The following is a 14,017-nucleotide window of genomic DNA, read 5'->3' as shown; positions in this document are numbered from 1 at the left end:
TCTTTACTTACCGAGTTTCCTGCGCTGCACTCGGGTGCGGCGAAGCAGCTTGCGGTGCTTCTTCTTCGACATGCGCTTGCGTCGCTTCTTGATCACTGAACCCATAGCGGGTGTCCCTCACGTTCTTCTCTAGCGTTCCTGCGCACGCCGGTCACGTACGCCTGCGCCGCTCTGGCGCCTGGGCCTCGTTTTAACTAGCTCAGCGCCTTACGACACCAGCTGGCTGGTACGACAGTCGCTAATCGTACCGGTGCGGGTCCGCTCTCTGAAAACTAGGTCGCACCGTTGCCGGCGAAACCGAGGTGACCCTCTTCGTGCCGATCGGTCAACCGGCGTCGAAGTACGAGGTTTCGAGGTAGTCGTGCACTGCTTTCGCATGCACTCTGAACGAGCGGCCCACACGGACGGCGGGCAGTTCGCCGCTGTGCACCAACCGATACACAGTCATCTTGGACACTCTCATCAGCGTCGCTACCTCGGCGACGGTGAGAAATTGCGTTCCGGCCAGGGCCGGTTGTCCGTCCGGGGCCGAGCCCTTGGACGGCTTTTTTGCAGACGTCATCAACCACTTACCTCCGGCACGTCTCGCGCCGCCGGCTTCCCCTCCGGCGGAACAGACACGCACGTGCTACTTCGAGCTTAGCGGGACGGATGGGGTTACTGCGACGGGTGTGGGCAATCGAATATTCATTCGGTCGACGTGCCGAGTTCGGCGGAACGAATCTTCGCGGCTTCGAGAGCGTCGAAAAAGGCTGTTCGGAGCCCGTTTCCCTCCAGTCGGCGGATCGCGGCCGCGGTGGTTCCGCCGGGCGAGGTCACGGCGGCACGGAGTTCGGTCGCGCTCTCCCCCGACCTGTCGAGCATCGCCGCGGAGCCGACCATGGTCTGCACGACCAGCTCGGAAGCGGTCGCCCGGGTCAGTCCGAGCCCGACGCCCGCGTCGATCATGGCCTCGGCGACCAGAAAGAAATAGGCAGGACCGGAGCCGGAGACGGCGGTGACGGCGTCGATCTGCGATTCGGGGACGACGACGACCTTGCCGACCGACGACAGGACGCCGCGCACCAGTTCGAGGTGCTCCTTCTTCACGTGCCTGCCGGGGGCGAGCACGCTGACGCCCTCACCGACCAGCATGGGCGTGTTGGGCATGACCCGGACCACCGGGAACCCGGCGGGCAGTCTCGTCTCGTAGAAGGCGGTGGGGATCCCCGCAGCGAGCGACACGAGCAGCTGCTCGCGCTCGCCGTCGAGCTCCACCTTGGACACCTCGGTGAGCGCGGCCTCGACGTCGCCCGGCTTGACGGCCATCACGATGACGTCGGCGCCTTCCGCGGCGTCGGAGGGGGTGGTGACCCGCACCGCGTACGCCGCGGCCAGCTCGTCGGCGCGCGCCGGATGCTGCTCGGCCACCACCAGATCCTTGACGGCGTGACCTGCCTGCAGAAGCCCCGAGATGAGGGCCTCGCCGATCTTGCCGCCTCCGATTACCGCAATTCTCGTCATGCCGAACAGCCTGCCACGACGCTCCGCGGCGCCTTCCTAGCGGGGGATCATCGCCAACTGCCGGCTCTGCACGACGATCGCCCCGGTCGAGTCGAGCACGGTGTGGTCCTCCTCGAACCACGCACCGCCGAGCACCGTGCTGCTGGCCATCACGCGCAGCCACCCCGGCGCCGGCTGCCTGCGCAGGTACGTGGTCAGCTGCACCGTGGGCGCCCAGCCGAACATGCCGCGGTTCATCGTCACGGGGGCGCTGATGTCTCCGGTCATGATCGCGAACAGGGCAGCCGTGTCGGGGTCGTCCTCGTCGCCCGCGCGCGGTCGCACCCACATGCGCACCTCGGGTTCACCCTGGTTGCCGGTCAGGAAGTGCGCCGACGTCCCGTCCACCCGCATGTCGCAGCCCTGCGACACGTGGACGATCTGCCCCATCGGATGGTCGGCCGTGAGCACGACGGCGTCGGTGGGCGGTTCCACCGGGAGCTGGGACAGGGCGTGGACTCCGCTGTACTGCGGCTCCCCCGCGTCGGGGACGCCGAGCGTGACCGACGCGTGCACGGCCACTCGGTCGCCCTGCTTCAGCTCCACGTCGACGAACGACACCTGCTTGCCCTGCTTGCGGACCGTCGTCGACAGCGTCACCTCGCCGGGGTCGGGGGCGGACAGGTAATTGGCACCGACCGCGAGGGGCTGCACCCGGGACAGCTCGGCGTCGCCGCTCTCGTCGAGCAGTCGTCTGCGGGCCGCGGCCGCGCACAGCGACATCATCGAGCCGCCGTGCACCTTGGGGCCGATCGTCCAGATCGGGTCGATTGACGCCTGATAGGTCCCGTCACCGGCAGCGGTGAGGACGTTGAGGTCGCGGAAGGGAGTTGAGCTCACTGCTGATCCTGTTCTTCGGGGTTCCGGAGGCGCTTCTGCGCGAGGTCCTGGTGTGCGAGGCGGCGCATCGCGGCGATCACCGGCTCGTAGATGGCGGTGCCGAGCACCGCGTAGCGGATCGCGTCCTCGGCCGATTCGGTGGGCATGAGTCCGATGTCGATCTCGGCGATCCCGCGCACGTGCCGCCCGTAGGCGTCGAGTCGCTCGTCGGTCATCGGGATGCCGGCCTCTTCGAGCCCCTCGAGCGCACGTTCGAGCTGTCCGACCGCGACGTACCGCGGGTCGTACACCTGCCCGAGCCTGTCGAGGACGGCGCGTGCCCGCGGGAACTCGTCCCCGTCGTCGACGCTGGCGTCGAGGTAGGGCGGGAGTTGCGCGATGGCCTCGCCGAGCACCTCGAACAGCGAGCCGTCGGGATGGTCGACGAGCCGGAGGATCTCCCGGATGCGCGGAATCGGGAGTCCGGCCCCGGCGAGCGCCTTGACGAGGCCGAGTCGCTCGACGTGCTTCTCGCCGTACCGGGCCTGGGTGGCGCTCGTCGCCTCGCCGGGCATCAGCAGACCTTCGCGCAGGTAGTACTTCACCGTCGCGAGTGGAATGCCGGTACGGGCGACCAACTCGGAAACGCGCACGGCCCCTCCTCCGGCTCATCGACTGTCGACCTCGGATACTCAGCACTAGATACCGAGACTATCCAATATGGCGACGAGCTTACCGCAGCAGGAAGGCGGCAGATAGGTCAGGTGTCGTCGTGATCGCCACCGGAGTGGCTGCGGGGCGACCCCGAGGCGGCGCGGCCCGGCTCGAGGTGCTCACGGGCGAAGGCCAGCGCCTGCGCGAGCATCGACGACCGTTCCCGCTGCGTCCGGGCGTTCTGTGTGTTGATCTCGATCACCGCCTGCCCGTCGAATCCGGTGTCGACGAGATGCCGGCACAACTGCGCGCAGGGCTGGGCTCCGTGGCCGGGGATGAGGTGCTCGTCCATCGACGCGCCGCGGCCGTCGGCGAGGTGGAGATGAGCGAGGCCCTCCCCCATACGCTCCGCCAGCTTCATCGCATCCATGCCTGCCGTCGCCGTGTGCGACAGGTCGAGGGTGTAGTGGGCGTGTCCCGAATCGGTGGGGTCGTAGGACGGGCTGAACGCCGACAGCGCCGCCCCTGGTCCGCCCCGCCTCCGGAGCCGCTGCGCGGATCGCTCCTTGCTGCCGAAGAAGCCGTCCGCCCGCATGGGGAACATGTTCTCCACCGCGACGATCACGTCGCTGCGCTGTTCCAGGTCGGCCACCTGATCGGCGAAACCCTCGGCGTACCGGCGCTGCCAGCGGAACGGGGGGTGCACCACGACACTCGTCGCCCCGAGCGACTCGGCGGTGCGCACGGAACGCTCCAGCTTCGCGACCGGGTCGGCGCCCCACACCCGCTGCGAGATGAGCAGGCACGGCGCGTGGATCGCCTGAACCGGAATCGCGTACCTGCGCACCAGCCCGGCCACGGCCCCGACGTCCTGGCTGACCGATTCGGCCCACACCATCAGTTCGACGCCGTCGTACCCCAGATCGGCTGCGTACCGGAACGCCGCCTCCGTGTTCTCCGGGTACACCGAGGCCGTCGACAGGCCCACCAGTACCTTCCGCCCGCGCGATGACCGTCGAACCTGCCCGTGCCCACTGTCCCCGACCATGAGCAACTCAGCCCGACGCAAGCATGAAGGCTAACGGCCCCAGAGTGACGATCATCCCGACCACGACGGCGATCACAAAGCTGGTGATGTCGTCGGTGCGACGCAGGATGCGGACCATCGCGACCAGGCCCACGATGACGAGCAGCGCCAGGATCAGCGCGACCCACGGAAAGACGTCCCACAGCTTCTCGAAGCCCTTGAAGAGCAGGGCGCCGGCGATCACGGCTACGACACCCTGACCGATGAGGACGGCCCACTCACGAGTGGAGTTCTCGCCTGCCTCGTCCTTCTTGCCTGCCTTCTCCGCTTTCGCGGCCTCGGCCTTCTCGGCCTTCGCCTCCTTGCGGGAACGGCGAGGGCTCTCGGGCTTCTGAGTGTCGCCCTCGTGCTTCTCCGTGTCCGCGTCGTCGGTGGCGGCCTCGATGAGTTCCGTCTCCTCGCCCGCGTTCGCCGCCTCCGAGTCCCGGGACTGCCGCATCAGGTCGCCGGCCAGCGTCGAGCCGGACAGCAGTGCGGGTTCCGGCTTCGCCTTGGCGGGAGCCTCGGGCTTCGGCGTCTTCACGAACTTCGACGCGCCGTTCGACGGTGCCGCGGCACCCGCCGTCGCGGGGGTTCCGGGCTTCGCCGGCGCCTCGGGCTTCGCCGGGACCGCGGGCTTCGCGGGCGCGTCGGACTTCGCCGCCGGTGCGGTCTCGGCCGCCGCGGTGTCGGTCTTCGGCGCCGGCTTCACGCGGGGAGCGGCGACGGTCGGGGCGGGCTCCGCCTTCTTCACGGCCGGGGCGGCCACGGTGGGCGCCGGTGCGGGCGCGGCGGCCTCGGGCGCCGGCCGTTCCTTCTGGACGGATCGGCTGACCCAGGTTCCCTGGTGATCACGCGACGTCCCACCCGCCACCACTCCGCGGCCGCGGCCGGCGGGGCGACTGGCGATGGGCTCGTCGTCATCGTCGTCGTCGACGGGAGCCTTGAACGCTGCTGTGCGCTCGTCGGCGCGCGCGGACGGCGCCGACGGTGCGGACGCGCGGGGCGGCTCGGGCGCGGCAGGTTCCGGTTCGGGTTCGGGGTCGAGTGCCCGCGAATCGGACGGATCCCGGACCACCGGAATTTCACCGGTCAGCTCGGCGACGGAGATTCCCCCCTTGACGCCGCGACGACGCCGCCCGCCCCGGGACTCCACCTGCTGCCCGTTGCGTTTGAGCAGCTCTGACACAGAGATCTGCTGACTGTCCTCGGTCATCGAGCACCCACCATCAATTCACCGCCCATTTCCGTATCGAGCTTGCGGAGGATCAAACCCTCACGCAGAGCCCAGGGGCAGATTTCCAGTTCCTCCACGCCCAGTGCTCTCATGCTGGCCTCCGCAACGAGTGCTCCGGCCACGATCTGCTGCGACCTGTCGGAGCTCACCCCTTCCAATTCTGCACGGTCCGAGGCCGTCATCCGCGAAATGAAAGCTATGAGTTGCCTGAGACCGCTGGCGGTGAGGGTGCGCTTGACCCGCGGGCCGGCGCCGGACGGCGCTGCGCCCGTCAGCCGGGCCAGCGAGCGGAACGTCTTGGACGTGCCGACCGCCCGATCCCACTGCCCCGCCGCGCGCAGTTCCTTCGACGGGACGGTCAGTTCGGCGTCCAGCCAATCCCTCAGCACCGCCACGCGACGCTTGCCCGGCGGGTCGGCCTCGAGCCAGTCCCGGGTGAGCCGTCCCGCGCCGAGTTGCAGCGACAGCGCGACGTCCGGGTCCTCGTCGCCGCCCGCCGTCAGCTCGAGGGACCCGCCGCCGATGTCGAGATTCAGGATGCGGCCCGCGCTCCACCCGAACCAGCGGCGCACGGCGAGGAACGTCAGCCGAGCCTCGTCGACACCCGACAGAACCTCGAGCGTCACTCCGGTCTCGGCGTGTACCCGCTCGAGCACGGCGTCCGAGTTGTTGGCGTCGCGCACGGCGGACGTGGCGAACGCCATCAGCTCACCGCACCCCGACGTCTTCGCGATGCTGGCGAAGTCTGCCACCGTCGAGACCAGGCGATCTGCACCCTGGGAGGTGATGTCACCCCGGTCGTCGGTGTTCTCCGCCAACCGCAGAGTCGACTTGGTCGAACTCATCGGTGTGGGGTGGCCGCCCCTGTGGGCGTCCACTACGAGAAGATGGACGGTGTTGCTTCCGACGTCGAGTACCCCTAGTCGCACATTGACACGGTACTGGGTCTACCGTCGGGCTTTGTGACAGCACGTAAAGCAGGGCGTTCACACAAGATGACACCCAGCCCGGAAGTACCCCTCGACTTCGCTCGCGAATGGGTCGAATTTCCCGATCCCGACAACAGCGAGCACATCATCGCCGCGGACATGACGTGGCTGCTCTCCCACTGGACCTGCGTGTTCGGCACCCCCGCCTGCCAGGGCATCATCGGCGACCGGCCGGACGACGGCTGCTGCTCCCACGGCGCGTTCCTCTCCGACGAGGAGGACCTGGAGAAGCTGAACAAGTCAGTGAAGATGCTCACACCCGAGGACTGGCAGTTCATGGAGAAGGGTCTCGGCAAGAAGGGTTACGTCGAGGAGGACGACCTCGAGGACGAGCCCGCGCTGCGCACCCGCCGCTACCACGGCGCCTGCATCTTCCTGAACCGTCCCGGCTTCGAGGGCGGCGTCGGTTGCGCGCTCCACTCGATGGCCCTCAAGCGCGGGATCGAGCCTCTCGAGGTCAAGCCCGACGTGTGCTGGCAGCTCCCGATCCGCCGCACCCAGGAGTGGGTGGAACGCCCGGACGGCGAGCAGATCCTCAAGACCACCATCAGCGAGTACGACCGACGCGGCTGGGGCGAGGGCGGCTCGGACCTGGACTGGTACTGCTCCGGCTCCCCCGACGCCCACGTCGGAGTCAAGGCCGTCTGGCAGTCGTACGCACCCGAGTTGACGGAACTGCTCGGCAAGGCGGCGTACTCGGAGTTGGCGAAGATGTGCAAGCGCAGGGCAGGCCTCGGCCTCGTCGCCGTGCACCCCGCCACCGCCGCCGCCCAGCGGAAGGCCGCCGAGTAACGCATCAGACCCATCGGTCGATTTACCCGTCACGGCCCCATTCCGGGCACAGCCATGACGGGAGAGATCATGTTCGCTCGAATTCTGACAGGTGCCCTGTTGACCGCCGCCGCGACGCTTGCCCTCGCGCCGACCGCGTCCGCCCAGCCGACCCCGGACTGGAACACCTTCTACGACAAGACGGCGAACTTCGTCGCACCGTTCGATCCGGGTGCGTTCGGCGACAAGGGTGACCGGGCGCTCGTGCTGAGCCCGTACGGAACCGGCCGGGTCATCGAGTGCAAGGGCGACGGGCACTACGTCGCGGTCTACTGCAGGCAGTTCGACGACCAGGGAGGCGAACACGCCCTCACGCAGGTCATCTCGGCGCCGTTCCGCGGTGTCTACGTGTACAACCCGTTCTGACGCACGCCCACGAATTCGTCAGCCGCACACGCAATTGCGTGTGCGGCTGACGAATTCTTCTGTAACCGTGGCGGATCGGCGTCCGCTCACGCCTCCAGTTTGTAGCCCAGGCCTCGGACGGTGACGAGATGCTCCGGCTTGGCCGGGTCGGTCTCGATCTTCGAACGCAGACGCTTGACGTGCACGTCGAGGGTCTTGGTGTCGCCGACGTAGTCCGCGCCCCACACCCGGTCGATCAGCTGCCCGCGGGTGAGCACCCGGCCCGAGTTCCGCAGCAGGTACTCGAGGAGGTCGAACTCCTTGAGCGGCAGCGTGACAGCCTCGCCGTTCACCTGGACCACGTGACGTTCGACGTCCATCCGGACCGGCCCCGCCTCGAGGACGGCCGAGTCCTGCGCGACGTCGAGTTCGCTGTCGACGCCGCGGCGCAGCACCGCGCGGATGCGGGCGATCAGTTCCCGCGCCGAGTACGGCTTGGTCACGTAGTCGTCGGCGCCGAGTTCGAGGCCCACCACCTTGTCGATCTCACTGTCCCGTGCCGTCACCATGATGACGGGGACACCGGACCGGCTGCGGAGTTGCTTGCAGACGTCCGTGCCGCTCATGCCGGGCAGCATGAGGTCGAGGAGGACGATGTCGGCACCGGCCCGGTCGAACTCGGCGAGCGCGGACGGTCCGTCGCCGACGATCGTCGTCTCGAACCCTTCCTTGCGTAACAGGAATGCCAATGGGTCGGCCAGTGACTCCTCGTCTTCCACGATCAGCACACTTGTCATCGCTTGGCCTCCATACCGGTTTCTCTCTTCCCGACGTTTCCGCTCTCGGCGTCCACTGTCTCGATGTGTGCAGGAATCTGCAGGGTAAACGTCGAACCTGTTCCGGGCTTGCTCCACAGGTCGATGGATCCGTTGTGGTTGGCGGCCACGTGTTTGACGATCGCAAGACCGAGTCCCGTTCCGCCGGTCGCGCGGGCGCGCGCCTTGTCGACGCGGAAGAAGCGTTCGAACACGCGCTCCTGGTCGGCCTTGGCGATGCCTTCGCCGCGGTCGGTCACCGAGATCGCCACGTTGTCGCCGCGGATCGACCGGCTCACCGACACCGGGGCGCCCTTCGGCGAATAGGCGATCGCGTTCTGGACCAGATTGGACAGGGCGGTGACGAGCAGGGCGCGGTCGCCGAGCACCTCGTAGCCGCTGTTGTGGTCCGTGGTGACGGCGATCCCGGCGGCTTCCGCGGAGATCTTGCAACGCTGCAGCGCCTCGTCCACCACCTCGTCGACGGAGACGGCTTCGAGGTCGGGCAGTTTCTCGGCGCCCTGCAGCCGCGACAGCGCGATCAGTTCGGTGACCATCTTGCCGAGCCGGACGGATTCACTGAGCACGCGTTCGCCGAAGTGCCGGACCGACTCGGGGTCGTCCGCCGATTCGAGGAGTGCCTCCGCCAGCAGACCCATCGCGCCGACCGGGGTCTTGAGTTCGTGGCTGACGTTGGCGACGAAGTCGCGGCGGGTCGCTTCCATCCGGACTTGCTCGGAGTCGTCGTCGGCGAACAGGACCACGAAGTTGTGGTCTTCCTTGCTGAGCAGACGTGCGGTGCCGCGCACCGCGATCCGATCCCGTCCCCGCTGCGGGTTCTTGGTACTCAGGTCGACCTCGACGGGTTCGCCGGTTTCGAGGACCCGGAGCGCCGCCACCCACGCACGGTCGTCGACGAGCCGGTTCCGCACCAGGCCCAGCTCCTCCGCCCGGGGGTTGAACAGGACGACGTCGTGGAACTGGTCGACCACGGCGATGCCGCTCTCGGAGGCCAGCACGATCAGGTCGAGGACCTGCGACATCGTGAGCCCGGACTTCTCTTCCATCCGCTGCGCCTGCCGGGTGGACAGCATGGGGATCAGCACGCCACCGACGAGGTAACCGACGAAGCCGCCCACGATGGCAAGCAAGACGGCTTGAACAACACTCACGCCTGAATCGTACGTTCGCGCGGCGGGCCGGTTACGCAGGGTCCAGGCATTTCCGCGCACGTCACACGCGGGAACCGGAGTCTTCGTCCGTAGTTAACCTGCCGTTGGCCGGACGTCCCGCGAACGGGACGTCCGGCCGGACGCACGGGTTACTTCCCGCCCTGGTTCGCGACCGCGGCGGCGCCCGCGGCGGCGGCTTCGGGGTCGAGGTACGTGCCGCCGGGGTTGAGCGGCTTCAGGTTCTCGTCCAGGTCGTAGCGCAGCGGGATGCCCGTCGGGATGTTCAGGCCCGCGATGTCCTCGTCGGAGATTCCGTCGAGGTGCTTGACGAGGGCGCGCAGCGAGTTGCCGTGCGCGGTGATCAGCACGGTCTTGCCGGCCTTCAGGTCGGCGGAGATGGTGTCTTCCCAGTACGGGATCAGGCGGACGACGACGTCCTTCAGGCACTCCGTCAGCGGGACCTCATCGAGGTTCGCGTAGCGGGGATCGGTGTCCTGGCTGTATTCGCTGCCTGCCTCGATCGGCGGCGGCGGGGTGTCGTAGCTGCGGCGCCACAGCATGAACTGCTCGTCGCCGTACTTCTCCTTGACCTGCGCCTTGTTGCGTCCCTGCAGGGCACCGTAGTGGCGCTCGTTGAGACGCCAGTCGCGGGTGACGGGAATCCAGTGCCGGTCGGCGGTGTCGAGCGCGATGTTGGCGGTGCTGATCGCGCGGCGCAGCAGCGACGTGTACAGCACGTCGGGGAGCAGGTTGTGCTCGAGCAGCAATTCGCCGGCGCGCTTGCCCTCGGCGATGCCCTTATCGGTCAGGTGGACGTCCACCCAGCCGGTGAACAAGTTGAGCGCATTCCATTCGCTCTCGCCGTGGCGGAGCAGCACAAGGGTTCCGGTACTCATGCCGTTCATCCTGGCATGCCTCCCGGAACCCTCGCGCCGTGAACCCCTGCCGTCAGCTCCGGCCGGCCTCGCTGGCCCGCAGATCCTTGCGGAGGATCTTGCCCGCGGCGGACTTCGGCACCAGGTCGATGAACTCGACCTTGCGGACCTTCTTGTGCGGCGACACCCGCTCGGCGACGAACGCGATGACCGCAGCCTCGTCCAATTCGGCACCGGGCTGGCGGACGACGAACGCCTTCGGCACCTCCTCACCCTCGTCGTCGAGAACCCCGATGACGGCGGCGTCGGCGATCTGCGGGTGCGTCAACAGCAACGCCTCCAGCTCGGCGGGCGGCACCTGGTAGCCCTTGTACTTGATCAGCTCCTTCATCCGGTCCACGATCGTCACGACGCCCTCGGAGTCGACGGTCGCGATGTCGCCGGTGTGCAGGTACCCGTCCCCGTCCAGGGTCTCCGCGGTGGCCTCGTCGTTGCCGAGGTACCCGGCCATGATGTTCGGGCCCTTGCACCACAACTCACCCGGTGCGCTGACACCCTCGGCCGGGTAGGCGACCTCCTCGCCGGTGGCCGGGTCGACCAGCTTGCATTCCATGTTCGCGATCGACGGACCCACCGAATCCAGGGCGATGTCGTCACGGTCGAACGGAATCGCATGCGAGACCGGGCTCATCTCCGACATCCCGTAGCCCTGCCGCACCCGGCAACCCAGCCGGTTCGCGACCGCCTTGCCCAGCTCCTGATCCAGCGGGGCGGCACCGGAGAAGATCGAATGCACGCTCGACAGGTCGTACTCGTCGACCAGCGGATGCTTGGCCAACGCCACCGCGACCGGCGGGGCGATGAACACATACGTGCACCTCTGCCCGGACACGATCGACAGGAACTCGACCAGGTCGAACTTCGGCATCGTCACCAAGCTCGCCCGGTTGTACAGGGCCGCGTTCAGCAGCACCGTCATCCCGTAGATGTGGAAGAACGGCAGCACCGCCAGCAGTTTGTCGTCGGCGCCGATGCCCATCCGTGGGTTGATCTGACACACATTCGCCACCAGGTTGCGGTGCGTGAGCATCACCCCCTTGGGCCGGCCGGTGGTCCCGGACGAGTACGGCAGCACCGCCAGCTGGGTCGCCGGATCGAACGACACGTCCGGGGCGGGGGCGCCCTCGGCCAGCAGATCTTTCAGCGACGGGTGCCCGTCGGCGCCGTCGAGGACGATCACGTTCTCTACCGGGATCCCGACCTTCGCGGCCGCGGCCTTGGCCTGCGGCAGCAGCGGGGAGACGGTGAACAGGAACTTCGCCTTCGAGTCGGTGAGCTGCTTGGCGATGTCCTCGGCGGTGTAGAGGGCGTTGATGGTGGTCGCGACGCCACCGGCCCGCAGGATCCCGTGGAACACCGACGCGAACGCGGGAACGTTCGGCGAATGCAGACCCACCACCTCGCCGACGGCGAGACCGCGCGCGGCCAGCGCCCCGGCCACCCCGTTGATCTGGGCGATGAGCGACTGGTACGTGGTGACCGCGCCGGAGGCACCGTCGATCAGCGCGGGCCGGTCCCCATCGGCCGGGTCGACCTGGCCGAAGAGGAAATCGTAGACACTGAGGTTCGGAATCTCGACGTCCGGAAACGGGCTCTTGAAGCTCACTGGGGCCTCTCCCTCGAAGTGTTGCAGCAGCAGTTGTCGGTACAAGTTTCTGTGAACATCAGACACATGTACCTAACCTGTGACAACAGTCACAAGCTCGCCGCAACTCTACCCGCGCGTATTTCCCGTCCGCGGGCGGTCGACCAGCACTCAGGCCTGCGAGTCCTCGATGAGATGCTCGAACGGTTTCAGGTTCGCCAGCGACTCCCCGCGTGAGACGCGCCACTCCCATTCGCGCTTGATGGACTCGGCGAATCCGAGCTCGAGGAGAGTGTTGAAGTCGCCGTCGGCCGCCTCGAGCACCTGCCCGAGAATCCGGTCCAGTTCGTCCGCGGTCACCGCGTGCTCGGCGATCTGACCGACCAGGTAGATGTCGCCGATCTTGTCGATCGTGTACGCCACCGAGTACAACCGGCGATTGCGCCGCAGCAGGTACTTGTAGACGCCTTCGAAGTTCTCGTCGGGTTTGCGGCAGACGAACGCCTCGACGCGCAGACCGTGCTTGCCGACGGTCAGGAGCGTGGTGGTCTTGAGCTTGCGCTCGCCGGGCAACTCGACGATGAAGTGCGTCGAGTCCTTCCTGGTGAAGTCCATCTCACGTTCGGTCAGGGCGGACTCGATCACGTCGGCCAGCTCGCTCATGCGCGCACCCCTCCGGCCCTGCGCAGCTTCCACAATCCGCGTCCGCGACGCGGGGAGAATTCGCTGGGGCCGTGTCCGTAGTTGTAGTTGACGGTCGCCATCCGATAGCTCTCGAGGAGGCCGTCGGCGGTGTGTTCCCAGGAGAAATTCTCCGCGTGACGCGGAGCCTCGGCGGCCAGCGCGGCGAGCCTACCCGGCTCGGAGACCAGCGACTGCAACGCCGTCGCCCAGTCCTCGGTGCGGTGCCCGTCCACGAGAAGCCCGGTTTCGCCGTTCCGGACGGCGACGCCGAGACCGCCCACGTTCGCGGCGATCACCGGAGTGCCGCAGGCTTGCGCCTCGATGGCCACCAGCCCGAACGACTCCGAATAGCTCGGCACCGCAACGAGATCCGAAGCCCGGTACACGTCGACGAGCCGGTTGGGTGCCTGCGGCGGCAGGAACGTCACCCGGGCGGCGATGCCGAGCGAAGACGCGAGTTCGATCAACGCGTCCGGCCGGGCCAGCCCGGACCCGGACGGGCCGCCGACCACGAGCACCCGCAGTGTCGATTCGGGATCTCGGGCGATCAGCTCGGCGGCGGCGCGGAGCAGGACGTCGGGCGCCTTGAGCGGCTGGATGCGTCCGACGAACGTCACGACGGTCTCACGCGGGTCGAGCCCCAGCTTCGCCCGGGCGGCGGCCCGGTCGCCCGGCCGGTACCGCGTCAGATCGGCGCCCGGCGCCACCACGTCGATCCGGTTCGGGTCGGCGCCGTAGTGGCGGACCAGCTGATCGGATTCTTCGGTGGTGTTGGCCACGAGCCGGTCGGACTCGGCGACCACCTGCTGCTCGCCGATCTGGCGGGCGGCCGGTTCGGGAGTGTCACCATCGGCGAGCGACAGATTCTTGACCGCCGCGAGCGTGTGCGCCGTGTGCACGAGCGGCACACCCCAGCGGTCGCGGGCGAGCCAGCCGACCTGCCCCGACAACCAGTAGTGCGAGTGCACCAGGTTGTAGTAGCCCGGTTCGTGGCGGGCCTCCTCGCGGAGCACCCCGGCGACGAACGCGCAGAGCTGCGTGGGCAGATCCTGCTTGTCCAGCCCCTCGAACGGGCCGGCCACCACGTTGCGGACGAGGACCCCCGGGGCCGCTTCCTGGACCGGTGCGTCGGCGGACGACGTGGCCCGGGTGAAGATTTCCACCTCGACGCCGCGACGCGCCATCTGGATGGCGGACTGCAGCACGTAGACGTTCATGCCGCCCGCATCGCCGGTACCGGGCTGCGCCAGTGGTGAGGTGTGGACCGAGAGGACGGCCACCCTGCGGGGGCGCGAATTGTGCATGGGCGTCACCACTCCATAGTGCTCCCTCACCGATCGGCC

16 protein-coding genes are annotated in these 14,017 nt (G+C 68.0%); 2 read left to right on the top strand and 14 right to left on the bottom strand.

All coding sequences use genetic code 11. The features are described from left to right. Positions 1-3 precede the first annotated feature (3 nt). The 8 genes from QM841_RS04055 to QM841_RS04020 form a co-directional block, all read right to left on the bottom strand. Entirely contained in the window at positions 4-105 is a 102-nt protein-coding gene (locus QM841_RS04055) for a 30S ribosomal protein bS22 (RefSeq protein WP_003402602.1), read from the bottom strand. Between the two features lie 220 nt (positions 106-325). Further along, positions 326-562: a helix-turn-helix domain-containing protein gene (locus tag QM841_RS04050; RefSeq protein WP_005258384.1), complete on the bottom strand. Its 237-nt coding sequence runs from the start codon at positions 560-562 to the stop codon at positions 326-328. Between the two features lie 125 nt (positions 563-687). After that, complete coding sequence (gene proC / locus QM841_RS04045) at positions 688-1,503, bottom strand: pyrroline-5-carboxylate reductase (RefSeq protein WP_105415988.1); 816 nt, start codon at positions 1,501-1,503, stop codon at positions 688-690. Positions 1,504-1,539: 36 nt separating this feature from the next. Continuing rightward, entirely contained in the window at positions 1,540-2,382 is an 843-nt protein-coding gene (locus tag QM841_RS04040) for a thioesterase family protein (RefSeq protein WP_280779883.1), read from the bottom strand. Next, positions 2,379-3,014, bottom strand: a complete 636-nt coding sequence (locus QM841_RS04035) for a MerR family transcriptional regulator (protein WP_283331010.1) — start codon at positions 3,012-3,014, stop codon at positions 2,379-2,381. Before QM841_RS04035 ends, QM841_RS04040 begins: the two co-directional genes overlap by 4 nt. 107 nt (positions 3,015-3,121) lie before the next feature. Further along, positions 3,122-4,063, bottom strand: a complete 942-nt coding sequence (locus QM841_RS04030; RefSeq protein WP_280780020.1) for a sugar phosphate isomerase/epimerase family protein — start codon at positions 4,061-4,063, stop codon at positions 3,122-3,124. A gap of 7 nt (positions 4,064-4,070) precedes the next feature. After that, positions 4,071-5,297 carry an Rv0497 family membrane protein gene (locus tag QM841_RS04025; protein WP_283331009.1) on the bottom strand — a complete coding sequence of 409 codons (1,227 nt, stop codon included), beginning with the start codon at positions 5,295-5,297 and terminating at the stop codon, positions 4,071-4,073. After that, positions 5,294-6,247, bottom strand: coding sequence for a Ppx/GppA family phosphatase (locus QM841_RS04020; protein ID WP_105415996.1), 954 nt, complete (start codon positions 6,245-6,247; stop codon positions 5,294-5,296). The genes QM841_RS04025 and QM841_RS04020 overlap by 4 nt, the downstream gene beginning before the upstream one ends. Before the next feature lie 66 nt (positions 6,248-6,313). On the opposite strand from QM841_RS04020, the gene QM841_RS04015 reads away from it, so the two are divergent. Together QM841_RS04015 and QM841_RS04010 are read left to right on the top strand one after the other, a co-directional pair. Continuing rightward, positions 6,314-7,099 (top strand): DUF3109 family protein, encoded by a 786-nt coding sequence (locus tag QM841_RS04015; RefSeq protein ID WP_280779880.1) that lies wholly within the window; start codon positions 6,314-6,316, stop codon positions 7,097-7,099. A gap of 69 nt (positions 7,100-7,168) precedes the next feature. After that, entirely contained in the window at positions 7,169-7,504 is a 336-nt protein-coding gene (locus QM841_RS04010) for a hypothetical protein (RefSeq protein ID WP_280779879.1), read from the top strand. A gap of 86 nt (positions 7,505-7,590) precedes the next feature. On the opposite strand, the gene QM841_RS04005 is transcribed toward QM841_RS04010, so the two are convergent. From QM841_RS04005 to mshA, 6 genes are all read right to left on the bottom strand, one after another. Continuing rightward, positions 7,591-8,280: a winged helix-turn-helix domain-containing protein gene (locus QM841_RS04005; protein ID WP_005251956.1), complete on the bottom strand. Its 690-nt coding sequence runs from the start codon at positions 8,278-8,280 to the stop codon at positions 7,591-7,593. Continuing rightward, positions 8,277-9,470: a sensor histidine kinase gene (locus QM841_RS04000; protein WP_280779878.1), complete on the bottom strand. Its 1,194-nt coding sequence runs from the start codon at positions 9,468-9,470 to the stop codon at positions 8,277-8,279. The genes QM841_RS04005 and QM841_RS04000 overlap by 4 nt, the downstream gene beginning before the upstream one ends. A gap of 149 nt (positions 9,471-9,619) precedes the next feature. After that, entirely contained in the window at positions 9,620-10,375 is a 756-nt protein-coding gene (locus QM841_RS03995; protein ID WP_206031898.1) for a phosphoglyceromutase, read from the bottom strand. Positions 10,376-10,418: 43 nt separating this feature from the next. Beyond that, positions 10,419-12,011, bottom strand: a complete 1,593-nt coding sequence (locus QM841_RS03990; protein ID WP_283331008.1) for an AMP-binding protein — start codon at positions 12,009-12,011, stop codon at positions 10,419-10,421. A 150-nt stretch (positions 12,012-12,161) separates the two neighbouring features. Then, positions 12,162-12,653 carry a type III secretion system chaperone family protein gene (locus QM841_RS03985; RefSeq protein ID WP_105416006.1) on the bottom strand — a complete coding sequence of 164 codons (492 nt, stop codon included), beginning with the start codon at positions 12,651-12,653 and terminating at the stop codon, positions 12,162-12,164. Further along, positions 12,650-14,008, bottom strand: coding sequence for a D-inositol-3-phosphate glycosyltransferase (gene mshA / locus QM841_RS03980; protein ID WP_283331007.1), 1,359 nt, complete (start codon positions 14,006-14,008; stop codon positions 12,650-12,652). Before mshA ends, QM841_RS03985 begins: the two co-directional genes overlap by 4 nt. Positions 14,009-14,017 lie beyond the last annotated feature (9 nt).

This window comes from Rhodococcus sp. IEGM 1307, assembly GCF_030056915.1.
Lineage (GTDB): Bacteria > Actinomycetota > Actinomycetes > Mycobacteriales > Mycobacteriaceae > Rhodococcus_F > Rhodococcus_F opacus_D.
The sequence above is the reverse complement of the archived record's forward strand: the minus strand, read 5'-3'. Positions and strand labels throughout refer to the sequence as shown.